16 protein-coding genes and 1 tRNA gene are annotated in these 25,474 nt (G+C 45.5%); 5 read left to right on the top strand and 12 right to left on the bottom strand.

The genetic code is table 11. The annotated features are described in order from the left end of the window. Positions 1 to 15 precede the first annotated feature (15 nt). The 7 genes from EO130_RS14535 to EO130_RS14565 form a co-directional block, all read right to left on the bottom strand. Positions 16 to 3,291, bottom strand: coding sequence for a S41 family peptidase (locus tag EO130_RS14535; protein ID WP_127142261.1), 3,276 nt, complete (start codon positions 3,289 to 3,291; stop codon positions 16 to 18). 104 nt (positions 3,292 to 3,395) lie between these two features. Then, positions 3,396 to 3,671: a thioredoxin family protein gene (locus EO130_RS14540; protein WP_127142262.1), complete on the bottom strand. Its 276-nt coding sequence runs from the start codon at positions 3,669 to 3,671 to the stop codon at positions 3,396 to 3,398. Positions 3,672 to 3,694: 23 nt separating this feature from the next. Beyond that, the gene (locus EO130_RS14545) at positions 3,695 to 4,507 is read right to left on the bottom strand and encodes an NIPSNAP family protein (protein ID WP_127142263.1); all 813 of its coding nucleotides are present in this window, start codon (positions 4,505 to 4,507) and stop codon (positions 3,695 to 3,697) included. 81 nt (positions 4,508 to 4,588) lie between these two features. After that, complete coding sequence (locus EO130_RS14550; protein ID WP_127142264.1) at positions 4,589 to 5,761, bottom strand: MFS transporter; 1,173 nt, start codon at positions 5,759 to 5,761, stop codon at positions 4,589 to 4,591. 42 nt (positions 5,762 to 5,803) lie between these two features. Further along, a complete protein-coding gene (locus EO130_RS14555; RefSeq protein ID WP_127142265.1) occupies positions 5,804 to 6,571 on the bottom strand; it encodes a hypothetical protein in 768 nt (255 codons plus the stop codon). 38 nt (positions 6,572 to 6,609) lie between these two features. Next, positions 6,610 to 9,444 carry a DNA polymerase I gene (gene polA, locus EO130_RS14560; protein WP_127142266.1) on the bottom strand — a complete coding sequence of 945 codons (2,835 nt, stop codon included), beginning with the start codon at positions 9,442 to 9,444 and terminating at the stop codon, positions 6,610 to 6,612. A gap of 209 nt (positions 9,445 to 9,653) precedes the next feature. Continuing rightward, a complete protein-coding gene (locus EO130_RS14565; RefSeq protein WP_127142267.1) occupies positions 9,654 to 10,655 on the bottom strand; it encodes an isoaspartyl peptidase/L-asparaginase family protein in 1,002 nt (333 codons plus the stop codon). 40 nt (positions 10,656 to 10,695) lie between these two features. Here EO130_RS14565 and EO130_RS14570 point away from each other — a divergent pair, with 40 nt between their 5' ends. The 3 genes from EO130_RS14570 to EO130_RS14580 all read left to right on the top strand — a co-directional run bounded on the left by EO130_RS14570 (position 10,696) and on the right by EO130_RS14580 (position 13,087). Further along, positions 10,696 to 11,415 carry a copper homeostasis protein CutC gene (locus tag EO130_RS14570; RefSeq protein WP_127142268.1) on the top strand — a complete coding sequence of 240 codons (720 nt, stop codon included), beginning with the start codon at positions 10,696 to 10,698 and terminating at the stop codon, positions 11,413 to 11,415. Between the two features lie 54 nt (positions 11,416 to 11,469). Beyond that, the gene (locus EO130_RS14575; protein WP_127142269.1) at positions 11,470 to 12,702 is read left to right on the top strand and encodes a metallophosphoesterase; all 1,233 of its coding nucleotides are present in this window, start codon (positions 11,470 to 11,472) and stop codon (positions 12,700 to 12,702) included. Positions 12,703 to 12,787: 85 nt separating this feature from the next. After that, complete coding sequence (locus tag EO130_RS14580; RefSeq protein WP_127142270.1) at positions 12,788 to 13,087, top strand: thioredoxin family protein; 300 nt, start codon at positions 12,788 to 12,790, stop codon at positions 13,085 to 13,087. Positions 13,088 to 13,120: 33 nt separating this feature from the next. On the opposite strand, the gene EO130_RS14585 is transcribed toward EO130_RS14580, so the two are convergent. Beyond that, complete coding sequence (locus EO130_RS14585) at positions 13,121 to 16,459, bottom strand: glycosyltransferase family 117 protein (RefSeq protein WP_127142271.1); 3,339 nt, start codon at positions 16,457 to 16,459, stop codon at positions 13,121 to 13,123. Positions 16,460 to 16,650: 191 nt separating this feature from the next. On the opposite strand from EO130_RS14585, the gene EO130_RS14590 reads away from it, so the two are divergent. After that, positions 16,651 to 16,722: transfer RNA gene (locus tag EO130_RS14590), tRNA-Gln, on the top strand. 62 nt (positions 16,723 to 16,784) lie between these two features. On the opposite strand, the gene EO130_RS14595 is transcribed toward EO130_RS14590, so the two are convergent. The 4 genes from EO130_RS14595 to EO130_RS15555 all read right to left on the bottom strand — a co-directional run bounded on the left by EO130_RS14595 (position 16,785) and on the right by EO130_RS15555 (position 24,711). After that, entirely contained in the window at positions 16,785 to 19,241 is a 2,457-nt protein-coding gene (locus EO130_RS14595) for a zinc-dependent metalloprotease (RefSeq protein WP_127142272.1), read from the bottom strand. A 186-nt stretch (positions 19,242 to 19,427) separates the two neighbouring features. Then, positions 19,428 to 20,030: a YkgJ family cysteine cluster protein gene (locus EO130_RS14600; protein ID WP_127142273.1), complete on the bottom strand. Its 603-nt coding sequence runs from the start codon at positions 20,028 to 20,030 to the stop codon at positions 19,428 to 19,430. A 132-nt stretch (positions 20,031 to 20,162) separates the two neighbouring features. Then, the gene (locus EO130_RS14605) at positions 20,163 to 21,260 is read right to left on the bottom strand and encodes an adenylate/guanylate cyclase domain-containing protein (protein ID WP_127142274.1); all 1,098 of its coding nucleotides are present in this window, start codon (positions 21,258 to 21,260) and stop codon (positions 20,163 to 20,165) included. Between the two features lie 28 nt (positions 21,261 to 21,288). Beyond that, positions 21,289 to 24,711 (bottom strand): PA14 domain-containing protein, encoded by a 3,423-nt coding sequence (locus EO130_RS15555; protein WP_206513158.1) that lies wholly within the window; start codon positions 24,709 to 24,711, stop codon positions 21,289 to 21,291. Positions 24,712 to 25,012: 301 nt separating this feature from the next. Here EO130_RS15555 and rimP point away from each other — a divergent pair, with 301 nt between their 5' ends. Beyond that, complete coding sequence (rimP, locus tag EO130_RS14615) at positions 25,013 to 25,474, top strand: ribosome assembly cofactor RimP (protein ID WP_127142275.1); 462 nt, start codon at positions 25,013 to 25,015, stop codon at positions 25,472 to 25,474.

The following is a 25,474-nucleotide window of genomic DNA, read 5'->3' on the forward strand; positions in this document are numbered from 1 at the left end:
GAAGTGTCTTAAAAATTATTGATTGCCCTCTTCATCATAGCCTGCGGGCCGTTTCCATCGCACAGGGGCATCAGGTTCTGGTTTCATTATAAATTCTTGGGTTTCCAAAAGCTTTAATGCTTCTCGGACGGCTCTTTCTAATTGGGGATCCTTTCCCGCAACAACATCTTTTGGGGCTTGGATCACCTCGATGTCGGGAGAAATGCCTTTTCCTTCCACATCCCATTCCCCATCATTATTGTAAAAGCCGCCTCGGGGAGCTACCATTCGTCCTCCATCAATAAAGGGAGGGGTGTCCCAAGTCCCAACAAGTCCACCCCAAGTTCGGGTTCCTACCAAAGGCCCCAATCCTTTTTCCTTGAACATATAGGGCAATAAATCCCCTCCAGACCCCGCACGTTCGTTAATAATCATCACTTTTGGACCCCATATTCCAGCTATGGGACTGGTCCAAGGACGATTTTCATTGGCTTTACTGTTGAAATATCCAAAAGGTTCCCTGGACATGATGTCGATCATATAATCTGCTGCCGAACCGCCACCATTGTTACGCTCATCTAAAATGACCCCTTTCTTATCCTGTTGGGAGAAGTAGTACTTGTTGAAACTACGGAAGCCATTGCCACTGGTGTTGGGGATGTACACATAAGCCAGTTTTCCGCCTGACATTTGGTCTACCTTCCTTCGATTTTCTTCCACCCAGTCCATATACCGTAGTTGATACTCGTTGGCAACGGGTTTTACGGTGAGCATTCGCGAACCGTCCATACTTGGTTTGCTGTTTACTTGGATGTTGATGGTACGGTCTGCAGTCTGGGCCAATAAATCATACATATTCTTGTCGGCCGATAGTGCTTTGCCGTTAATGCCCACAAGGTAATCCCCTTCCTTGACATCCAAGCCTGGCATGGCCAAAGGAGCGCGCAACTCTGGATTCCAGTGTTCTCCGGTATATATTTTTTTGATTTGATAGTAGCCGTTGTCCAGTTCAAAATCTGCACCCAAAAGGCCTACCGGTACTCGGTCCACATCGGGCATATCCCCTCCAGAAACGTAGGAATGACCAATGGCCACCTCTCCACTCAGAATATCGACCACATAGTTAAGGTCGGTTCTGTGTTTTACGTGCTTGATCCACGGTTGGTACCAGCTGTAAACTTTGTCCCAAGGTGCCCCGTGTACATTATCGACATAGAGAAAATCCCTCATGTATCGCCAACCCTCCTTAAAAATTTGTGCGTACTCCGCTTGGGGGTCAATTTTTATTTGGGCATCGATGCTGAGTTTGTCCTCTGGTTTGGGTGGGGCTTTGGTATCGGTAATCATCCAACCGCCTGAATTTTTGACCAATGCATATGTTCCATTCGTTGAGGTTCGCATAAAGTTAACGCCATCGGCAAAATCAGTGGCCTTTTCCTTCGCAACATCATAAGAATGCACTTTTAGGCCAGGAGTATTGGGAACTGCTTCAGCCACAAAAATTTGCTTTTCGGGACCAGGCTGTAAAAACTGATAGTCCCTAGCAGGAAGCTCCAACGCGACCACCCTATCCTGAATGTTGGTAAAATCGATTACCACTGGCTTGGATGTCGATTCTTCTTCTTTTTTGTCATCCTTTTTTGATTTGGGTCCCTTGTCCGACGAGTTTTCTTCCGGTTTGGAGCTTTCTTCGTCCGTTTCGGGAAGGTTCGGGGCCTTGCCCGAAGCACTCAATACCAAAGCGTACAAACTTCGGGTAACTCTGGGGTCATAAGAGCTCATATCCAGCCAACCTGAAGCTAGGCCGTAATCGGTACTGGCCAAAAAGTACAAGTATTCGCCGGACACATCCCAAATAGGACTTGTAGCATCAGCCGTTCCTTCCGTTACCTGAACCGTTTTTCCGGTTTGGGTGTCGTAAATAAAAACGGCTTTAAAATGACTGTCCTGTTGTTTTTCATAGGTAATCCAGCGGCTATCGGGCGACCAAACGGGATTCATGGTCCTGTTCGGGTGGGCATAACGGTCTGTATCAACCTTGACCACCTTTCCCGATTCAATATTCACATACCACATATTGTAATCCGTGTCCGTATAGGCAATCAGTTTTCCGTTTGGGGACCAATCCGGTTGAAAGTAGAAGGTCGGGTTTTCCAAAGGATAGGATTTCTGGTCATTCCCATATTGATCGGAAACCACCAATTGATATTCCCCGCTGCGGTCGGAAAACCATGCTATTTTATCGCCTTTGGGCGACCACACGGGATACCGATCCGCCACCCCAGAGGATTGGGTGAGGTTTCTCCAGCTACCCTCCTCTTTGGGAAAGGTGAAAATATCGCCCCGATGTTCAAAGATGGCCCTTTTTCCGTTAGGTGAAATGTTTGCGTTTCTCACGGAATTTGCGGAAACCTTCTCCCATCGCTCTCGGCTAAAGTTCAGATCGCCCTTGACGGTTATGGTCAAAGGATTACTTTGTTTTGTGGCGAGGTCCATCAGGTGCAAGCGCCCCCCTTGTTCATACACCAGTTGGTTGTCAAGGACATCCAAGTTTTTTACATCAAATTTTTTGTGAAACGTAATCTGTTCCTCGGTCTTGGTATTGATATCAAAGCTCCATACATTACTGGTATAATCACGTTCGGATAGGTAGTACACCTTGTTGCCCGACCACACGGGGTACAGATGGCGTTCCTGGTCCAATTGAGGGGTGGTCATCAATTCATAGGTGTCCAAATTCACGATCCAAATGGGCATGGCCTGTCCACCACGATAGTTTCGCCATTCGGGATCCCACGAAGTGATAGGGGTGTAGGCGATATATGAACCATCCGCAGCGATATTACCATAAGCCCCTCTGGGAATTTCCAAGGCTTTGGGCAGTCCTCCGTTTGGTGAAACGGTAAAAAACTGACTGGTCATGGTCGGTCTTGCATTTCGGGTGGAACGAAACAGGATATCACCTTCGGGGGTCCAACCTTGTACTTCGTCCATGGCAGGATGAAAAGTAATCCGTTTGGGTGTGCCCCCGTCCGAAGGTATCACGTACACATCGCTGTTCCCATCGTACTCTGCCGTAAAAGCGATCCATTTCCCGTCCTTGGAAAAACGAGGGTCAGATTCGTTGCCTACCCCACTCGTAAGGCGTTGGGCTTCGCCACCGCTAAGTGGGGCTTTCCAAAGGTCGTTGGCGTGTACAAACACCACGGAATTATTGCTCAACGTGGGCTCACGCAACAATAATGTGCCCTCTTGGGCCGTCAGTTGTATCATTGCCAGTAATGCAATTCCTAAAATATATATTCTTCTCATTGGATTGGTTTGAGGTTACTAACTAATTATTGGGATACTTCCCTAGTGCCTTAAAAATACATAAAACAAGGGAGGAGTTGTCCGACCAAGGTATAAAAGCTGATTCAAGAGGATAACGTCCGCAACCGCTTCAGTTTTTCCAATACTTCGTAGACCGAAAAGCTTCGCGCAAAGCGGTACATTTCCTTGTCGTCTACCTTGATGATGACTACCGGAAGGGTAAAGACCATTGATTGTCCGGTAAACGCTGCTTCCTCCTCCACATCCACCAAACGGATGTCTACTTTTGGGAAGTTTTCCTGTACGGCCTCAAGGAGTTTAGGCTTCAACACCTTGCAGACCCCACAGGTTTTGCTGGTAAAATAAATCAGTTCCGTCATGTGATACTTCAAGTTCGAATTACCTAATAATTGGAATATTCAGTGGGGTACAAGAGCCATATATCAGCATGGTTCACATTATTTTCATATTTGGGCATGACAATCAGTTCCTTCCATTCTGGAGAATCCACAAAAGCTTCCCAGTTCTTGTCCCTAGTGGCCATATCGGCATGGGTGGTCATGTACATTAAATTGGGCATTTTGGGCCCGGAGAGCACTTCACCGTAAAATACAGCGTTAAATCCCAGTCGGTCAAACAGCTTTACTTCTCCTCCCGCATTGAACATATCCACTTTGTTCCAATAATATTTTTCCGTAGGAGATTCATAACTACGTAGTTCATAAATCCGCTCCGATCTTGGACTCTCCAAATTGGGTGTTTTCATCTGCGGCATATCTGCAAAGGCGCGCATCAGGATGGATTGGATATGATCGTAAGGTGGGTTGTCGTAATTTGCATCGATATAGGCGCTGCCAGCGCTCATATAAGTGCTGTCTTTCATGATGTTTTCCTCCAATGCGCGGAACTGTTCCAAATCTTCAAAAGGTAATAGCACATAGGTTTTCTGTACCGTATCGGTTTCGGTTGGACGTGATTTAAAAACCCCGATCTTGTCAATACCCTGTCTTTTTGCAGCAGGCATGAACGTGTTTTGGAGGTAGTTGTCCACTGTGGCCACTTGTTCCTCGGAGTTGAAGGAATAGATTTTCAGTTGATAGAATTCACGTTGATCTGATGTGGTCTCCGGTGATTGGGTGGTTTCCTCGGTTTCGGGTTTCGGGTTGCCGCAGCTTGCCAGGATGCAACAGGCCAATAGCAGTTTGATAGTTTTCATGTAGCGTAGTTTGGTTATAAAATAGGATGCCCCAAGATACGGATTAAATCAAAGAGGTTTGGAACAGTTTCGGATGTGTTTTTAACCTCTTTTCTTCGAAGCCAAGGCTATTAACCCTAAAATGGGACCTATGGACAAAACCATGTAAACCATGTTGGAGCCGGTCCATATTCGAACTTCATTTACCAATTGAATGCTGACAATGGTAATGGCAAATCCAATACAGTTCACAATGGTTAGAGCGGTGCCTTTGATCTCTGCGGAAGCGTTTTGGGCCACCAAGGTGGAGAAGAGAGGGGAATCGGCAATTACGACCATGCCCCAGAATAGTAAAAAGGCGATGAAAAGGGTGGTTGACCCCTGCATGAAAAGTAAGGGTGAAATCAAACAACAAACCCCAGAGAGGAGAAGAGCGATGGAAGCTACGCGTTTGGTTCCGGCCACTTGGGACAGATAACCGCCCAATACGCAGGCCAAGCCACCTACGGCAATAATGACAAAGGACAATAAGGGAATGGGAAAGTGGGTGTTTGGATGGGCAAGCGCATAGATTTGCAGCATGATCGGGACAAAGGCCCAAAAAGTATACAGCTCCCACATGTGGCCAAAATAGCCGAAGGCGGCCGAGCGAAAATTTCGGTTTTGGAACACTTGGACGAAGGCGGATAATTGAAGCTGTTGGCTCCGTTTTCGGTAAGGGCCATTGGGAACGAGCGCAATCATCAGGCTGCCGCCCAAAACGGCCAAGCCGGAAGTGGACACCAAAACGGTATTCCACGGCAGGGTATGGGTCATTTCCTTGAGCAAATGGGGAAATGCGGTGCCGACCACCAGCGCACCGACCAAATAACCGAGGGATTTGCCCAATCCTTTTTCGTAGTAATCGGCGGCAATCTTCATGCCTACGGGGTAGATGCCCGCGAGAAAAAAGCCCGTCAAAAACCGAAAGGATAAGATGCTCGCCAGTCCGTTACCGTCCCAAACCACACCCAAATTAAAGAGTGCCCCCAAAACAGCACAGCCAAAAAATACCTTGGATGGCGAAAACCGATCAGCAATGGATAACATGGCAAATACAAGGGTACCGAGGATAAACCCAAACTGCACTGCTGAGGTTAAATGTCCCACCGCACTTTCACTTAACCCAAAGGTGGCAACCAAATCACGCATGACTCCATTGCCCGCAAACCAAAGCGAGGTGCAGCAAAACTGCGACAACACGATGACGGGGAGGATGTGTTTGGAGGGTTTCATTTTTTTTGGAGTTCAACTAGTGAAAAATGTGGTAATAATAAATTATTTGATATTTGATTCATCCATATAATCAAAGTCTAGCTCAAAAGCTTGATTGATAGAATCAATATTTTTTATCACATAAGTAAGCTCTCCTTTTTCAAATGCCTTCTCACCCATATAATCGATGGGCTGGATAAAATACTTTCTATTCTTAGTATCAAAGAATCTTACAAACCCATAATGAAATGCAGATTTAACATGAGTCCATTCTGTTTGAGTATTCTTGGCAAGAAAATTGTAAGTCAAAGCTGTATCCGGTAAGCCTATAGTTATGTCCTTAAGATCAAATTCAGATGTATTTTTAAGACTGAATTTTAAGCTTCTAGTTGCTTTAATTTGATTTTCTATGGTTTGGTTGTTTTCATTTCCTTTGTTGATGTGGGAAGGAATGAAAAGACGGATAGCACCGATTATCCCAAAAAGAATAAAGAATGTCAGATATATCTTTTGGTATCGGGTTAACGGTTCTTTTTTTAATCCTTTTTGAAATTTTTCATGACCTTTTCCAAACTTCTTTAGTTCAATCCCTTTTTCTGTCAATTTGAAATAACCACTATTGTTTGCTGGTTTACCTATAATTTTAAAATATCCATGATTGACTCCAAAGGATTTTATTTCATCACATAAATCCAGAAATTCTTCTCTTTCATTTGCTGATTTTGGATTGAACTCATCGAAAAGGGTATTATTAATAGAGAATAATCCAGAAGGGTCAGATAATTTATTGACGGTAAAATCAAAATACTTTGTCACCTCTTTTTCATTCATTTACACTATTTTGATAATTCTCATTAAAGGTTAGGCTTCTAATGCGCCTCTAACCAATTCTCACCAATGCCCACTTCCACATCTAGCGGCACGGAGAGTTTATAGGCATTCTCCATTTCCGATTTGATGAGCTGTTTCATTTCTTCCAACTCGGGTTTGTAACAATCAAACACCAATTCATCGTGAACCTGCAGCAGCATTTTGGTCTTGTACTTTCCTTCGGAAAGCTTTTTATGGATGTTGATCATCGCAATTTTAATGATGTCCGCGGCACTTCCTTGAATGGGGGCATTCACGGCGTTTCGCTCTGCGGCACCGCGCACCACTTGGTTCCCCGCGTTGATGTCCTTTAAATACCTACGGCGCCCCAACACCGTTTGCACATAACCATGCTCACGGGCAAAATCTACCTGCTCGCTGATGTAATTGCGTAATTTGGGATAGGTCTTGTAGTAGGTGTCGATAAGCTCCTTGGCTTCGGAACGGCTCAAATCCGTTTGGTTGCTCAACCCGAAGGCCGACACCCCATAAATAATCCCAAAGTTCACCGTTTTGGCGTTGCTACGCTGTTCGCGGGTCACTTCGTCAATCGACACATTAAATACTTTGGATGCCGTGGAAGCGTGAATGTCCTCCCCATTTTTAAATGCGGAGATCATCGTGTCCTCCTCGCTCAGGGCCGCGATAATACGCAACTCAATTTGGGAGTAATCCGCCGCCAAGAGGACGTAATTCTCGTCCCTTGGGATAAAGGCCTTACGCACTTGCCGTCCGCGCTCAGTACGGATGGGGATGTTTTGCAAGTTCGGATTGTTGCTGCTCAAACGGCCTGTAGCGGCTACCGTTTGCATATAATCGGTATGCACCCGACCTGTTTTTTGTTGGACTTCATTCGGCAGGGCATCCACATAGGTGCTTTTTAGTTTGGCCAATCCGCGGTAGTCCAGCACGTTTTTGATGATTTCGTGGTCCTTTGCCAAGTAGGACAGTACATCTTCCGAAGTGGAATATTGACCTGTTTTGGTCTTTTTCGGCTTATCCACCAGTTTCAACTTGCCAAAAAGGATGTCGCCCAATTGTTTGGGGGAGGCAATGTTGAATTCTTCGCCTGCATCAGCATAGATTTTCTTTTCCAGTTCCGCAATGTCCTTTTCAAGCGCTGTTGAAAGGTCGTTCAAATAAGCCTTATCCAAATTGATGCCTTCCAACTCCATATCTGCCAATACGCGGAGCAACGGAATTTCAATCTCATCGAACAATGTATCCGTTTGGGCTTCCTTGAGTTCTGGAGTAAATTTCAGCCCCAGTTGAAACGTGATATCTGCATCCTCCACAGCATATTCCGTTTGTTTTTCCAAAGGAACCTCGCGCATACTGAGTTGGTTCTTGCCCTTTTTTCCGATGAGTTCGGTGATGGAAATGGGTGTGTAGTTGAGGTAGGTCTCGGACAGCACATCCATATTGTGGCGCATATCGGGGTTGATGAGGTAGTGGGCCAGCATGGTATCGAACAATTTTCCTTTGACCTCCACCCCGTAGTTTTGCATCACTTTGATGTCATATTTGAGGTTTTGTCCCACCTTTTCAATGGTTTCCGATTCAAAGAAAGGACGTAATTTTTCAATCAACGGTTGTGCATCATTTTGATTGTCGGGGAAGGGCACATAAAACCCTTTGCCGGGCGACCAACTAAATGAAATACCCACCAATTCGGCTTCCAGCGGATTTAGGGAGGTAGTCTCGGTATCAAAACAGACGGAGGGTTGCTTCATCAGCATTTCCAGAAAGAGTTCCATCCCTAAACCATCCTGCACGTTCTGATAAAAGTGGGGAACGTCGCCAATGGTCATGCGGCTGTTCACATCTTTGATGGTGGCCGCGGCCTCCGACGGGTCGCCACCAAAAAGGGTAAACTGACCACTGCCCGCTACTTTGGCCTCTTTCTTGGCGGTTGGGGTGCTCGTCACTTGGGTGGTCGCTTCCGCTTCTTCGGTAAATAATTTGATGAACTGGTCCTTGAGCCTACGGAATTCGAGTTCTTCAAAAATCTCTTGGACCTTTTCGGCATCGGGCGGACACATTTCGTAGTCTTCCGCATGGAATTGTACGTCACAGTCCGTTTTGATTTCTGCCAATTGTCTGGATAAACGGCCCAACTCGGCATGCTCTTCCACCTTCTCTTTCATTTTTCCCTTGAGCTGGTCGGTATTGCTCAACAGCCCTTCCATTGAATCGAACTGTTCGATGAACTTTTTGGCCGTTTTGTCACCTACACCGGGCAGTCCAGGAATATTGTCACTGGCATCGCCCATCATTCCTAAATAATCAATGACCTGTTCGGGGCGCTTCACGCCAAAGCGTTTTTGCACTTCGGGGATACCCCAAATTTCGATACCGTTTCCCATTCGAGCTGGACGGTACATAAAAATATTCTCGCTCACCAATTGCCCAAAATCCTTGTCAGGCGTTACCATGAACACCTTGTAGTTCTCTTTTTCGGCCTGTTTCGCCAAGGTACCGATAAGGTCGTCGGCCTCGTAGCCTTCCAATTCCACAACGGGAATCTTCATGGCCTTCAAAATCTGCTGAATATAGGGAACGGCAATACGGATGGCATCAGGTGTTTCATCCCGATTTGCCTTATAATCTTCGAACATTTCGGTCCGCTCTACGCTGCCTCCCTTGTCGAAGGCCACGGCCAAATGGTCGGGCTGTTCGCGCTTGATCACATCAAAAAGGGAGTTCATAAACCCCATAATGGCTGAGGTGTCCATCCCTTTGGAGTTGATTCGTGGGTTCTTGATCAGGGCATAGTAGCCACGGAAAATTAGCGCGTAGGCGTCTAAAAGAAACAGTCTTTTTTGGTCAGACATTTTATTCAGATATCAATGTTCAATAAAAAATAATGGTCCCCAGAATAGGGTAGGGATTAAAAGTACGAATTGCTGTTTAAAAGATATGAGAATTGAGATATTAGATTTGAGAGGATTTGATTTTAGCCTTAAAAGACAAGAGACAAGACGGATAAAACCAGCCGTCCTGATTCTTGAATCTAAAAGCGTAGCGCTCTTGGTTCTGATATCTATTCGTAGAAGCTCACGACTTCTCGGTTCTCGTGTCCATTGGCAGAATACTCCCGATAAGTAAACCCGGGATGCACGCAGTAACCGCCTGTTTCCCCATTTTTGTTGATGGCCAAAAACCCAATTTGGAAATCCTTTCGGCCTGCATTTTTTTTCATGATACGTTTCACGCCTTCCTCACAGGCTTCCTGCGGACTTTTGCCCTGTCGCATCAATTCCACGATCAAGAAACTGCCCACCGTTCGGATGACTTCCTCACCAACACCAGTCGCCGTTGCCCCTCCTACTTCGTTGTCGATAAAGAGTCCTGCCCCAATTATAGGAGAGTCGCCAACACGTCCTGCTACTTTGTAGGCCATGCCGCTTGTGGTACAGGCTCCAGCAATATCCCCATTTTCATCAATGGCAAGCATGCCAATGGTATCGTGGTTTTCAATATTGATGGTGGTTTCGTATTGCGATGTTTTTAGCCACTCTTCGTACTGTTTTCGTGTGCTATCGGTCAGCAGGTCCTCTTTTGGAAAGCCCTGTTCGTACGCAAACTTCTCAGCACCCTCTCCCGCTAGGATGATGTGTGGGGTCTCTTCCATCACTTTTCTGGCCACGGAAACCGGATGCACAATATTTTGCATACACACCACCGAACCACAATTCCCATCCTTGTCCATAATACAGGCGTCCAAGGTCACGTTTCCATCGCGGTCGGGACGGCCGCCTTTGCCCACCGTCTCGTTGGTTTCATCCGCTTCTTCTACCCTAACGCCTTGCTCCACGGCGTCCAAGGCATTTCCGCCAGAGTTAAGTACTTCCCAAGCTTTCTCGGTAGCATTGAAAAAGTTCCAGGTGCAGACCACAATGGGTTTGATGGGATTGGAAGTGGGAATTGTTGCAGCGGGAGCTACTTCGGGCTTCGGTTCTGTTTTACAAGCGACCAAATTGGAGGCAGCAACCAATCCGGCAGCGGAAAGGCTGGAATTTTTAAGGAATTTGCGTCGTTCCATCGGTTGGTATGTTTACTTTTATATATGTTAAATATACAATATGCTGGTAGAAGTTTGCGCCAATTCGTTGGAATCGGCAAGGAATGCGGAAAGGGCAGGAGCAGACCGGATTGAACTTTGTTCGGAGCTTGGAGTGGGCGGTATAACGCCCTCTGCTGGTTTGATGCAATTGGTAAAAAGGGAGCTGACAATTCCCATACATGTTCTGATTCGTCCAAGAGGTGGTCATTTTACCTATTCGGATAGCGAGTTTGAAGTGATGAAATCTGATATTTTAGCTTGTAAAGCGTTAGGTGTTGACGGCATTGTTTCTGGAGTTTTGACTGAAGATTTTTCGGTTGATGTTGCACGGACAAGGACCCTAGTTGAGTTGGCCAATCCGATGCACTTCACCTTTCATCGGGCGTTTGATTGGGTTGCAGGTCCTTTGGAGGCTATCAAGCAGTTGGAAGACCTGGGTGTGCAAACGATTTTAACTTCAGGAGGCGAAACCGCTGCTGACAAAGGCATCAAAAATTTAGGGGATTGGCAACAAAAAACATCGATGACCCTAATGGCTGGGGGAGGCGTATCGCCACAAAATGCAGCAAACTTTAAGGCTATCGGACTTAAGGCGATTCATTGTTCGGGTACTTCCTTCGGAAATCAGTTGGACCTAAGTGGAAAAATCAGCATGAATTCTTCCAAACATTTGGCGGAGGACCAAGTGGCCGTTTCCAATTTGGATATTTTGTCTGCTATTGTGCGTGCCGTTAAATAAATTTAAAAACCACTGTTTAATAGTAGATTAGCCCTAATTTTGTAAAAAAATTGTATGTCCCGATTTATCGTTTTGGCAGTTCTCTATGTGGTGTTGGCCGTTTATGGCTTTCAGGCATTCCGGACACTTTTTAAGAGCCCGTTGATGCAATGGAGTTACGTAGTGCTCTTTTTGGCTGCCTTGATTTTCTTGACCGTTAAGGTAATGACCTACGACCCTGGTGATGGCTTTAAGGGTACTGCTGCCATTGCGGGTACCATTTTTGCCGCTTTCTTTTTGTTGGCCTTGGTATTGGGTTTCTTTCTATTGTTGGAAGATATAATCCGTGTTATAGGTTATGGGTACAACAAGATTGTAGGGATTTCAGATTCGGATGCCGGGTATTTTCCTTCGCGAAGAAAATTTATTAGTGGTATTGCCCTTGGTTTGGCAGCATTGCCTTTTGGGGCGTTGTTGTACGGCATGTACCGTGGTAAATATAATTATCAAGTACTAAAATATGAGCTGGAGTTCGACGACCTTCCGGATGCCTTCCACAATTATCAAATCACACAGATTTCCGATGTGCATAGCGGTAGTTTTGATGATTATAAAAAAGTGGAATATGGGGTCAATCTGATCAACGAACAACAGAGTGATGTCATCTTTTTTACTGGGGATATTGTGAACAACCGCTCCACGGAGTTGGAGCCTTGGAAGGAGGTTTTTTCCCGTTTGGAGGCCAAGGATGGATTGTATTCCATTTTGGGCAATCACGATTATGGGGATTATGCTGTTTGGGATACCGAAGAGGAGAAAGCACAAAACTTGGAGGATTTAAAGGCCATGCAAAAGGAAATGGGCTTTGATCTCTTGTTGAACTCCAACCGCTTTTTGGAGAAAGATGGCCAAAAAATTGCATTGGTAGGCGTAGAAAATTGGGGTAGAGGTGGCTTCAAGAAGGCCGGCGATTTACAAAAGGCAAAAGAAGGTGTTTCCCCAAAGGATTTTAAAATATTGTTGAGCCACGATCCCTCCCATTGGGAAGATGTGGTGCTCCATGACGACTACCATTTCCATTTGACCTTAAGCGGGCATACGCATGGAATGCAGTTCGGTGTGGAAATTCCAGGTTGGGTGAAGTGGAGCCCTGTTAAATGGCGCTATAAATATTGGGCAGGTATCTACAAAGAGTTGGACCAATTCATCAATGTGAACAGAGGTTTTGGTTTTATAGGTTACCCTGGCCGTTTTGGCATTTGGCCGGAGATTTCCGTAATCACTTTAAAAAAGAGGGGGCTAACATAAATGGATTCCCTACGGTTGTCTAAAGTCCACGGACTGTAAAAACATTCACATTTTTTCTTACATTTGACTGTAAACCTTAGAATACATGTCCAAATTCGGAGAACTCATAGATTTACAGGTCCCAGTTTTGTTAGACTTTTATGCGGAATGGAACGAGCAATCGACCGCCATGCATCCCGTGCTGAGCGATGTGGCAGCTGCCCTCGGTGACAAGGGCAAGGTCATAAAGATTGACGTGGACAAAAACAAGGAACTTTCCCAAGCCTTGCGAATTAAAGGACTTCCTACCTTGATGATCTATAAAAAAGGGGAGATGGTATGGCGGCAGAGCGGTGAGCAGGACGCCAACACATTGATTGGAATCCTTAATGAATATATCAAATAAAAAAAGCGAGGTGTTGGCCTCGCTTTTTTTATGCTATTGTTCTTCTTCTGGGATAATGGATTCCGGAATAGTATCGGGTGCATCCAATAGAACAGAATCTTCCATATCCGGGTCTATGGGAATGGGTTCATCCATTACATCCTCTTCTTCATCTACAAATTGGGAGAACATATCGATGTATTCATTGAAGATGATAGTTTCAGACTCGGCCAGTTCTTTGTCCCCGTTTTCAATGAGGATGTCGATGTTCCTTCGGTAGGCCTGCATATCGGACAGGATGTCGTCTATTTTATCGTATTGCTCATCCAAGGGAATGTTGGCGTAATATTCCAGATGTTCCTGATATACTTTCTTGAGTTTGCCGAACAGCTCACGGGCCTTTTCGGTTTCGCCCACTTTGTAATAGCCATCCACAAAAGGTTCCACAAAGGCATAGAAACCATAGTGGTCCACAGGCATATTGTCCATGGCAATATTGATAACATCCTTCGCCTTATCAATCTTGTTTTCCGCAATCATGGTCTCCATCAATCGAGCCAAATTACTGCGGAAGGAAAGCCCCTGTGAGCGGGTTTGTGGATCGTGGTAAATATCATCACTACCAGAGTTGCCCCAATCCCAATCCTTTACAATGTCGTACATCAACTCGGAATCGATGCGTCCCATTTCGAAGGAATTACGGTTAGGGGTTTTTATCGGAACCAATTTGTATACCAGACCATCCAATTGGAGGTAATCCTTCATCCAAATATATTCGGCACTGTCAAAACTTCCTCCGGAGAAATAGATGGGTCGTTTCCAATCGTTGTTGGCAATAAGGTCCAGCATCATAATCCTGTTTTTGGCCAAAGCGCTTTGAGGCAGGTCAATATCGATGTAATCCACAATAAGTGCAGAATCCTTTTCCTTTACCAATCCGCTTTCCAGCACATTTTGCTTGTTGACCGGAATCCTGATTTTATTGGTAGGATAGTACACAATATCCAAGGTGCTTTCTGAGTAATTGCTCAAATCGGCTCCTTGATTGGACAAGATGTGCCTGAATTTTGTCTGGGGCTTGTCGCTGCCTATCCAGTTTACAAAATCCTTGATGTTCCACCTATTATCGGTGATGCCTTGATAGTAAACCGCATCTCGGGTTCCGTAGCTGTACTTGTCATGCGTCAATTGTGACGGGATGGGGTCGCTTTCATACGCCTTTCGTTTCATTTGGTCGATGTACCAGTCGGTAGCGAAAAGGCTTGTGTTGATGACACGGACATCTGTTCTGTAATTTTCAATTTCCTGTGCGTACCAAATGGGGAAGGTGTCGTTGTCGCCAATGGTAAACAAGATGGCACCTGCGTCCTCTTGGCAGGAATCCAAATAGGCTTTTGCGGTTGCCGGGGCGGTATATCTGCCAGAACGATCATGATCATCCCAGTTTTGGAAGGCCATCAACAATGGTACGGCCAACAAGCAAATCGTGGTTATGGCCGGTGCAGCAATTTTGGCGGATATCAACTTTTTAAATTCTTCAAACAGTCCATAAACCCCGATGCCTATCCAAATACAGAAGACATAAAAAGAACCTACGAGGGAATAATCCCTTTCCCGTGGCTGGAAGATATAGGGATTCGTATAAAATTGAATGGCAAGGCCTGTGAACATGAAGAACACGAAGAGTATCCAGAACTGTTTCGGGTTACGTGATATTTGGAACACAATGCCCAAAATGCCCAAAAGCAAGGGCAAAAAGAAATAGGTGTTGCGTCCCTTGTTGTTCTTCCAGTCGCTTGGCAGGTTTTCTTGGCTTCCCAATCGGATGCTGTCAATAAAATTGATACCGCTAAGCCAATTTCCGTTTTCATCATACCTTCCCTGCACATCGTTCTGCTTCCCGACAAAATTCCACATAAAGTAGCGCATGTACATATAGCTGAACTGGAAATCAAAAAGATACTCCAGGTTTTGGCCCAAAGTTGGGGGCTGTACCTCGATATATTCCCCGAACTCCCTTAAAAAGCGGATATATTGTTCGGTGTCCAGCTCTCCTTGGGAGTAAGCTGTTTTAAACTGGTTGACGGCTTCCCGTAGATCATTGTTGGAGATATATTCGGATTTTATCCGAAAATCCAAGGCACCGAAATATTTCATGTAATTCTCAGCATGCTGGTCGCTCCACATCCGCGGCAAAAGGCCCACGTGTTTTTCATTGGGTCCGGGTATGGCGCCCTTGTAATGGTTCACCACCACATATTTTCCGAGCTCTAGGTCTTTTTCGTACTTGGGGCTATCGTCCCGGTCCTCTCCCGAAGGTGCAAAGGCATCCGAATAATAGGCCCCATACACTGGGCTGTCCACTCCAGGGTACTGTTCCCTATTGTAGTAGGCCAAAAGGGCCCGTGCATCGGCAGGGTTATTTTCATTCACCACCGTTTTGGCATTTGCCCGGATAGGTAGCATCAACCAAGAGGAGAACCCTAGAATGAGGAACATGAGGCATAATACCACGATATTGGCATTGTAGTAATTATACTTTCGGGTATACTTCAAACCAAAATAGAAGGCGGCTACAAAAAGCAGCCCCATGATGATGGATCCTGAATTAAAGGGTAGTCCAATCTCGTTGATAAAAAATACTTCGCTCCAACCAAAAAGCTCCAAAACGTAGGTCAAGGAGAATTTGTAGACCAAAATCAAAATGCCGACAACGATGATATTGGCCAGCAAGAAGTTTTTGACGGTGGTGGTTTTGTATTTTTTGAAGTAATAGAGCAGCCCTATGGAGGGAATAGCCAAAAAGCCCATGAACTGTATCCCGAAGGTAAGGCCAACCACAAAGGAAATGAGCATGAGCCAACGGTGCCCACGTGGATCGCCCAGATTGTCTGTCCATTTGAGTCCCAACCAAAGCAAAAGTGCCATGATCAGACTGGCCATACCGTATACTTCGGTCTCTACTGCATTGAACCAAAAACTATCTGAAAAGGTAAAAGCAAGCGCACCGACCAGTCCACTTCCCAAAATGGCAATGGCATTACTATTGTTTATTTCGGCCTTTTTTCCGACCAACTTGCCCACTAGGTTGGTAATGGTCCAGAAGGTGAACAATACGGCAAAGGCGCTGGAAACGATGGACACCGAGTTGACCATAAGTGCGATCTTGGTTTCATCCCCAAAGGCGAACATGGCAAAAAATGCTCCGATCATTTGCAGCAAAGGTGCTCCCGGTGGGTGCCCTACCTGCAACTTGGCAGCGGTGGAAATGTATTCCCCTGCGTCCCAAAAACTTCCCGTGGGTTCTACCGTTAGAGCGTACACTATAAGTGCTATTGCGAAGGAAACCCACCCAAGGATGGTATCCCATTTTTTGAAGTCTTTTGCAAACATAATAGTTGGTTATTAACCGAATTGTGGCGAATTTAGTAAATCTAGGACAGAAGCCTAGCCCTTTTTGGAAAACCTTTAACACGGGAATGGGATAAAAATCGCGTGTATTCTTTTCAAAAATATTTGTTGATACCAAAGTTTGTTTTAAATTTGCACGCTCAAAAGCTGATAGCATTTAGCTTTTATGGTACTGGCCTATGGTGTAATTGGTAACACAGCTGATTTTGGTTCAGTCGTTCAAGGTTCGAGTCCTTGTAGGCCAACGAAAATGCCCCGCAAAATGAACATTTGCGGGGCTTTTATTTTTGGGTCATGCTATAATTGACTATTCACTATCGAAGAGCGCATCGATTTTGGCAATGGCATTTTCGTAGTGATACTTGGTCATTGTATCCACATTCGCATTTTTGGCCCTGTTCAGGGTTCTTTTCAGTGTAGCGAGCTCTCCGCGTACCAGCGTTCGCACATCAGAAGTTTCCACGTTATAATTGGAAACACCATCTTCGGTGAGCAAATCCGCCATCTGTTCCAAATAAGTGTTTTGCAGGTTTCTGCGGTACAGTTCCACATTTCTGTTTCGATACGCTTCGCTCCACAGCCCTTTTCTTAAATCGCTCAACATTTCGTAAGCGCTGTAATTGTCGTCTTGGGTCGTTTCGGAATTGATCAACCTGCCCAAGGTGCGCAGTCCCATCAACTGGTTGAGTTGCGAAGCTTGTACCCTTCGTATCTTTTCAAAGTATGCCGTATGGTCAATGTTCTGCAGTACGGAAGTGTCTAAAAGCCATTTGGGTGTTTCAAAAATGTTTTCCTGTAACCACTCCATCGATTTACGCTGTTCCTCTGCGCTGAGGGCTGTATAGACCGTACCTTCTTGTTCTGGGGTCTTGATGTTTTCATACACACCTCCAACGTTGCGGGCCACATGCCGCACATATCGATTGAAAACTCCCAAAAGTTCCCCGTAAAGTTCTTCCAAATCGTCATAATCGTTGGTTTGGTCCGAGGTCCACGAAGGTAGTTGTGTCATTACATATTTTAAATTTTTGATGCCGTAAGTGCTCCCTTTTATGGGGTCATCACCAATGCACTCTGTCTGCGATTGCGGGTCAAAATAACTGGACTGACGGCCATATTTGAATTTGGGGTCTCCTGCTTTTTCCAAAATCCATTGGTTCAGCACCTCTTTTTCGTCCTCAGGTTCTTGGATGTTGGGCAGCCATCTGTATCCCCAATTGACGGCATAGTGATCGTAGGGTCCCATTTGGCGAATGAAACGGATATTCTCATCCCCAGGCTGTGCCACATAATTGTATCGGGCGTAATCCATGATACTTGCGGCGATACCGTTCTTTTGTGTGAAACTGCCACTACGGAGCGAGTCTACGGGATATGCATAACTGGCTGCCATGTTGTGCGGGAAGCCTAGGGCATGTCCGACTTCGTGGGCAATCACCATACGCATCATTTCGCCGATTTCCTCATCAGGTGTGTCCAAGGTACGTGCCGATGGGTTGGCGGCCCCGGTTTCCAACAAATATCGGTTACGATAGCTGCGAAGGTGATTGTGGTACCAAATAATATCACTTTCAATAATTTCCCCACTTCTAGGGTCGGATACGCTGGGACCTACCGCATTTCGTGTGGTGCTTGCCACGTACCGCACTACGGAATAACGGATGTCCTCGGGACTAAACTCTGGGTCCTCCTCTGGGGTTGGCGCGTCCTTGGCGATTATCGCATTTTTGAATCCTGCCGTTTCAAAAGGTTTTTGCCAGTCTTCGATACCTTGTTTAATGTATTTTTGAAGGTTTTCCGGTGTCCCAGGGTCCAAATAGTAGACAATGGGTTTTACAGGCTCTACCAATTCGCCCCGTGCATAGGCTTCTGGGTCTTTGGGTTCCAATCGCCAACGGCGAATATATCTTTTTTGGTCGGCCTTTAGCTTTGGGCTGCCATAATCAATTTGTGAAACCGTAAAGAAGCCTACCCGTGGATCGTCCAATCTAGGTGTCATGGGTTCTTCGGGCAACAATATCATGGATTGGTTCATTTGCAGGCTGATGGAACCTGTGTCCGAAAAAGAGGGCGGTTCGGAAGCATCGTAGGTAAAATCTTGTTTGACCTCAATGTTTTCAGGAAAACTCTTAATGCTGTTGATGAAACTACGGGACTGGTCCAGTTTTTTGACCTTGTAGCGTTGCCTTAACCTGGAGGATAATCCGCTGATAGCTGCCACATCGGTGGTAAAGAGTTTATCCACTTGAATTACCGCGGCAGTGGAATCTGCATTGAAGGCTTTGATATCAAAAGCAAACAATATGGGTTCAAAATTGTTGACTTTCACCGAACTGCTAATGGCCTTGCTGCTGTCGGCAATGTTGGAATACGATATTACCCGAAGTAAAATCTTGTTTTGGTAGCGTTGCCAGTGCACCACTTGCTCATTGGTCTTTGATCCCGCATTGACGTAACCTCCTCCAAGGTTATCGGGGATTTGAGCTATCCGGCTTACCCAAAGCATGTCCTTTTCCAACAGGTTGAAGGGAATTTCGTAAAAGTAATCCTGTTCGATTTGGTGAACTTTGAACAAGCCTTCGTCGGTAATGGCATCCTCGGTGACGACATCACCATATTTTTTGATGCCGTTTTTGTCTTTTTTAGGTTTTTCTGCAGTGGCTTCCTTTTTGGTTTTACTCTTCTTCTTGCCAAAAAGTTGGGCTTGGCCAGAATGGGTCAATACAATGGAAAAGAGTCCAAAAATCAGGAGTTTTTTAATCATGGTGGGTTATAATTTAGATTCCAAAAGGGGACAAAGTAGGAAAAAGTAAGCTAACCTATTTTCTTTTTATGAAAGATTAACAAGTGGACCCTTGTGAGCGAATTTTGGAGATAATTTTCGTCCTAGAATGCTAAATAGTTGGTTCAAGAAAAGATAAGAGCCACTGTTGGTAAAGTCAATTTGTTGTTACACACATTGTTTGTCGGCAGTGGGAATGGGCCTGTAGGTGTAGTATTGGAGCACTTCCTCCAACGCCATTTTAAGCGCCTTGTTTATGGGCATTACCTTGGTCCCCAATTGAAAATCTATTTGGCCCAGCTGCATATAGTAATCTGTGAACACGGGTACGTACATTCCTTCTGAAATTGCCTTTTGGGTGGCCAGGTAATTTTCTTCCTGATTTTCCTTAATGATTTTGCATGTGGCCAAGCGTAGGTTGCCATGCTTGTCGCGGTTGGCCGCGTAGCCGAACAGTCTACAGATAAGGCCTCTGTGCTTGTAACTGCCACAGTGCCCTTTTCCAACTATGGAAATAGGGTTAAGGATAAAACAGGTCGTTCCCGGATTACCGCTCAAACTCATGAGGGCATCCTCTGCCTTGCCAGATAAAAAAAGATGGAAAGCCCAGGGTAGAAACTCCAAGGGTGAAGCATCGATATTGGGATAAGTACAACATTTTCCACAACCCGAAACACAACCAATTCCAGATTTTTTTTGGAATTGTTCGGTTTCTTTCTCCAATTGATCGAACAACCGTTCGACCAATCGGACTTTCTGTTCCAGTGTCATTTTGCGGCACCGAAATTATATCATATTTCGATATGCGATCAAAAAATTTTTAAAAAAATGATGGGATGAAAATCAGGGCTTAAATGGGTAGTTCTTTTGGCATTCCCGATTTTGATGAAAGTTTGCAAAACTCTATTGGTTAGGAGCAAATAGTTCAACTACCTCTTGTCTACCTTCCAGCTCCATTTTTCCTAAGGATTTGAAGGTGATGGTATCGGATTTTTCAACTTCCGTCGCCAAGTGACCGGAAATTAAAAGGTCTTGGTCAAGGGTCTTGCACAGTTTTTGGATACGTGCGGTGACATTGAGTACATCACCGGTAAAGAATATTTCTTTTTTTAGCGCGCCAATCTCACCAGTGGTTACTTTTCCCAAGTGAAGACCAGCCCGGAAAGATGGTACCATACCATAAGTGGTGCTAAAGTAATCTGATTTTTGTTGCAGACTGACTTTCATGGCGTTGAAACAGCGGATGCAATTATGGTTTTGCAAGCCATCGTTTTGCTTCCATGTGATTACGATTTCATCGCCCACATATTGGTACACTTCACCTTTGTATTGGATGATGGCCTCGGATAACTGATTGTAGTAATCACTCAAAAACCGGAAATAGGCTTTGTGGCCCAATTGCTCGGCAAGAGAGGTGGAGGATTTCATATCCAAAAACATGAAAACCCTGGATTCCTCCTTGGGGCTATGGTATTTGCCAGAGAAAAAATTCAGTAATACTTGATGTCCGAGGTGTTCGCTGATGCCAGCATAGAGCAGGGATACAAAAATGCTGAAGGACAATGATACCATAGTGCTCAGGAAAGTGGTACTGGAGAGGTAGTGGGCAAACTTTTCCCATACTTGATTTTCAAATAGGGAGCTATTGGATTCAATACTGGCAGCAATAGGAAAGGTAATCAGGTTGATGAGCAACATGAACAATACGTAGAATCCCATTTTATACAGGATTTTTTGTCCGAAGCTTTTGGACTTGAACCGCTTGCCCATCCAAAGTACTTCTACCGAACCCATCAATATTCCTACAAGGAAAACAGCTAAGGAAGCAAAGAGCAAAATGCTCCATGTTACGGTGATGTCGGTTTCTGGGCGTTGGTTTTCGTAGCCTGTGGCCATGGATTCTATGAGAAGTATAAACCAGCTCAAGACCAGCCAAATGATTCCGAAGGGCAAAATGCGCTTTAGATGGTAAAGGGTTTTCGGGTTTCGAAAGACGTCCATCCGTTAAAGATAAGACGATTTTGTATTTCTAGTTCTTGTTTACCCGATAGGTGACGCCCCTGTTGGTAATCACCCTGCCCGCTTTCATGGTCAAGACGGCCTCGTTGGAGGTCAATAGAGTACAACTTCCGCTGCTATTGGAAACAAGTACTCTGAATATGTACCCATCTTTATTGCTATCCGGTGATAATATCGTCAATGTGGCCGTTTGGGTGCCAGAGTATTCGGAACCATCAATAATAGGTGCAAAGTTGCTTCCTCCGTCGGTGCTTAGTTCCCATTGATAGGTGTCCACATTGCTGGCGGATACGGTGAAGCTGCCATTATTTCCAATGACCACGGTCTGGTCTGTGGGTTGGGTGTCGATTGCGAAAGGAGCAACAGTAATGATCTGTTCCACATCGAGCGAGTTGCCCGCTGCGTCGGTAATGCGATATGTTCTTGTAATGGTTTCTGGGTTGCTCCCGCCATCACTAACGTCACCTAAGAAGGTAACCGTTGGATTTGGGTCGCAATTATCCGCTTCATCGGTAATTAAACTAATGTCTGCTGTTGGAATATCATCCGTACAGTTTACCGTGATGGGAGCTGGGGCACTGGCCGTTGGTGCAACAGATTCCACGGTTATGGTCGTAGTGGCTGCCAAATCGGGATACGGTGGGTCTCCAGGCATTCCTCCATATTCCACTAAGTAGCCTTTAGGTTGATAAACTCCGCTGTTGGCACCAGTATTGGAAAGGTCGTTCCAGGATCCTGGAAGCCCTACACCCGGTGCTGTAATATGAGCGTAATCTTCATTTCCTGAGTTGTTGGGTTCGCCCGAGTTCCAGAATTCGTAACCAAATGCTGTTCCGCCTGAACCTCCTCTCCAGAATAGTGTGCCTGCTTCAGGTCCTGTTACCCAGTACCAATCGCCTTCGAGTGCAGCATCACTGGCTCCAATCCAACCCGCCCCGGGGGCTTGCGACCCCAAAAGGTCGGATTCATCTTGAACGGAGATAGTTGCCAAATACCCCTGAAGTCCGTAAAACGTACGTAATGCTGCCGCATCCCTGGCGGCAGTCCACGTGATGCCTTCGGACGGTACGTACTCATAATAATGACCTGTAGACTCTAGGTAGTTGGCTATGTTCATTACTATAGAAAAAGTTCTTGTTTCACCAGCGGTTACGGTTGCGGTTGTTTCAAACACCACCGCGCTTATAGCTGCCTCAAATTCTGCCAAGGTTGCGGGTCCATTGAGCAAGAGTCTTCCTTCGGAAGTGTCCCAACTGGCTGAAATATTCTGATGGGTACCCGTTAGGCTCAGGACATCTCCCGAAACATCGTAGTTCGAAGTCACTTGAACATACACAGCATCCAGGGTGCTACTATCTGGATCGGTGATTTCCACAGTTTCAACCACGGGTATGGTATCTCCAGGGCAGAACGTCTGGTTTCCGGTAGCGGTGATGGAAGGTGGTTCGTTGTCATCAAAAGTATCGTCCCTAAAATCCAAATCGCCCCCTGAGGCAACATCCCCATCGGAATCTGGGAGCAATATGGACCCTCCATTGGTATTCAAAGGGTTATCAATGGTGCCTCCTGGGTCACCATATCCAGTGGTATCGTCCAAAGTATTGTCAAGTCCGTCGCCATCACTGTCAGAACCTGAGAGTGTCAAGGTTGCTTCTGTGGTATCGGGCGAACCGTCGTTATCACTATCGGTGTCCATAAAGTCGGGTGTGCCATCCCCATCCGTATCAACTGCGGATAGACCGCTTGCCTCGTAGGCATTGTCAAGACCATTGCCATTGGAATCGCTTCCTGATGGAGCTGTGTAACCCAAAGAAGTCTGGGCTTCCACATTATCTGGAATGCCATCTCCGTCACTATCCAAGTCTTGGTAGTTCGGAATACCGTCGCCATCGGTATCTACAGTGGTACAGTCAACTGAGCCACCATAACTGGCACCATAGACTCTGGCGCCAACCTGCCACGCAATTACCTTAATATATTGTAGGCTACTTCCGTTTACGGTAAAAGTGACTTCGCGGATAGAACCTGGTGTAGTGCCATTGGCACTAGCCAACCAGCCGTTGTTGCCACCACCTGCCGAAGAGCGTTGTATTTGCATATCTGTACTGGAAACAGCAGGGTCTGCCCCGACAAATACACTAACCGATGTTCCAACGGGTACCGGTTGGGCAAACTGTAGTAATATTTCGGACTGTCCTTGATAGGTGGAAACTGCATTGGCGGCAAAGGTGGTACCTGGACTACCCTCAGCGTTGGAGGGATTTGTGAAGAACTGGAGATTGGTAGCGTTTTGTACAAAATTTCCGCTTGCTCCCCCACATTCATCGGTATCGAGAATGCCATCGTTGTCATCATCCACATCCGTTACATCATCCACGCCATCACCATCAAGGTCAGAGCTGCCTCCGCTACAGGTAGAGTACAGTTTGGAAAATGGTATTTGTTGTTTGGAAATGGAAGGTCCTTGATATTGTACTGTCAATGTCTCACCACCACCGTTCTCAAAAAACAACACGGTGATGTCGTGCAATCCCGCAGTTAAGGAAATGTTTCCCGAACGTTCTTGTGAGCTATGAAGTCCATCATTGTCCACGACTTCCGTTCCGTTGATAAATAGTTTGGAGCCATCGTCCGAAGTGGTATAAAACGTATAAGTTCCGGGTGTATCAATTTGTATAAAACCGCTGTATCGAATACCAAAGCTGTCGGAGTCTCCCGGATCTTGTTGGTTTTGAAGGGCATCCACATCAAAACTAGTGTAAGAGCCTGAGCCCAGAAATCCTGAGGTAGGAATGTTATCGACCGTGTTTCCAGATGGTGTGCCATCGTAAAACTCGAAATCAACCTCCCCATTGCATATGCCTGAGGTGCCCTCTACCAAAACGTTATCTATAAAATACTGTTCGTCATTGTTGTCGTTATCCATGCGTACCCTCACCTCCAACGAGGAGTTTCCTGTGGCAGATATGGTAAAGGAGTAGGAAGGAGCCAATGGATCGGAGTCAGAACCCGAAGCATTCACAAATTGCTGCCAAGACCCCCCATCCACGCGGTATTCCCCTATCAAATAATCATTGCTATTATCCATTTCGTCCTCATCGTCTACCCAAGTATCCATACTGATGCTGATAACATCGTATCCAGAAATGTTGATGGTACTGGTTTCCCATGTACCTTCCGCATCCAAGTTGCGAGCTCTCAGGGCATTGTTTCTGGTGGATAGTCTATTGCCGCGATTTGTACTCCAAGTGCTGCCGGATGCCCCAGTAGCTGTTCCGTTTTCGGTACCGTTGGAATAGTTGTTGAAGTTTTCACTCCAAAGCGTGGTCTGTGCAAAAGATAGTGTTGTTCCTAAAAGAAAGAGTGCGAAAAACAGCATCCATCTTAAGGGATAATGATTCTTCTTGGTGTTGAAGAAAGAGGTTGAGGCCATGTACTCCAATAATTAAGGTATAAATTTACGTTTCAACGATTCGATGGAAAATATTTGTTGTGAACTGTCCCAAATCAGGTGTTAAACATTTAAATGTATTGGTTGCCTGGATTTGGCCAAGAGATGAATCACGAAGCATGCAAATGGTAATAGACTGAAAAATAGTGAGGTCGGCCTTATTTTTGTTTTGGAATGGGTTGCACGGGCGATATTATTTGTTGTATATTTGCAAAACTGAACGGATATAGAAGTATTCATGAGGGGACCTTGAGTCCCCTCTTTTATTACTTATTTTTCATTTATGTTGAAGGAAAAAGTGGAAATGTTGCTGAACAAGGCTTTGGAGGAAAATCCATCCTTGTTCTTGGTCAACCTCACTATAGGTGCCGATAACAGTATCAAAGTGGTATTGGATGGAGATCAGGGCGTCAGTTTACAGGATTGTATGGATGTAAGTAGGGCCATTGAGCACAATTTGGACCGTGAAGAAGAGGATTTTTCCTTGGAAGTGACCTCTGCAGGAGCAACATCCCCACTAACATTGCCGCGTCAGTACAACAAAAATATAGGAAGAAAATTACAGGTGAGAACCACCTCCGGAGAGCTGGAGGGAACATTGGTGGGAGCCTCGGAAAATAGTATTACTTTGGAGTGGAAGGCACGTGAGCCGAAACCCGTGGGAAAGGGAAAAGTTACAGTACAGAAAAAGCAGGAAATCGCATTTTCTGATATTCAACAGGCAAAAGTTAAATTAAAATTTTAA

The organism is Flagellimonas marinaquae (genome assembly GCF_003992675.1).
GTDB classification, from domain to species: domain Bacteria; phylum Bacteroidota; class Bacteroidia; order Flavobacteriales; family Flavobacteriaceae; genus Flagellimonas; species Flagellimonas marinaquae.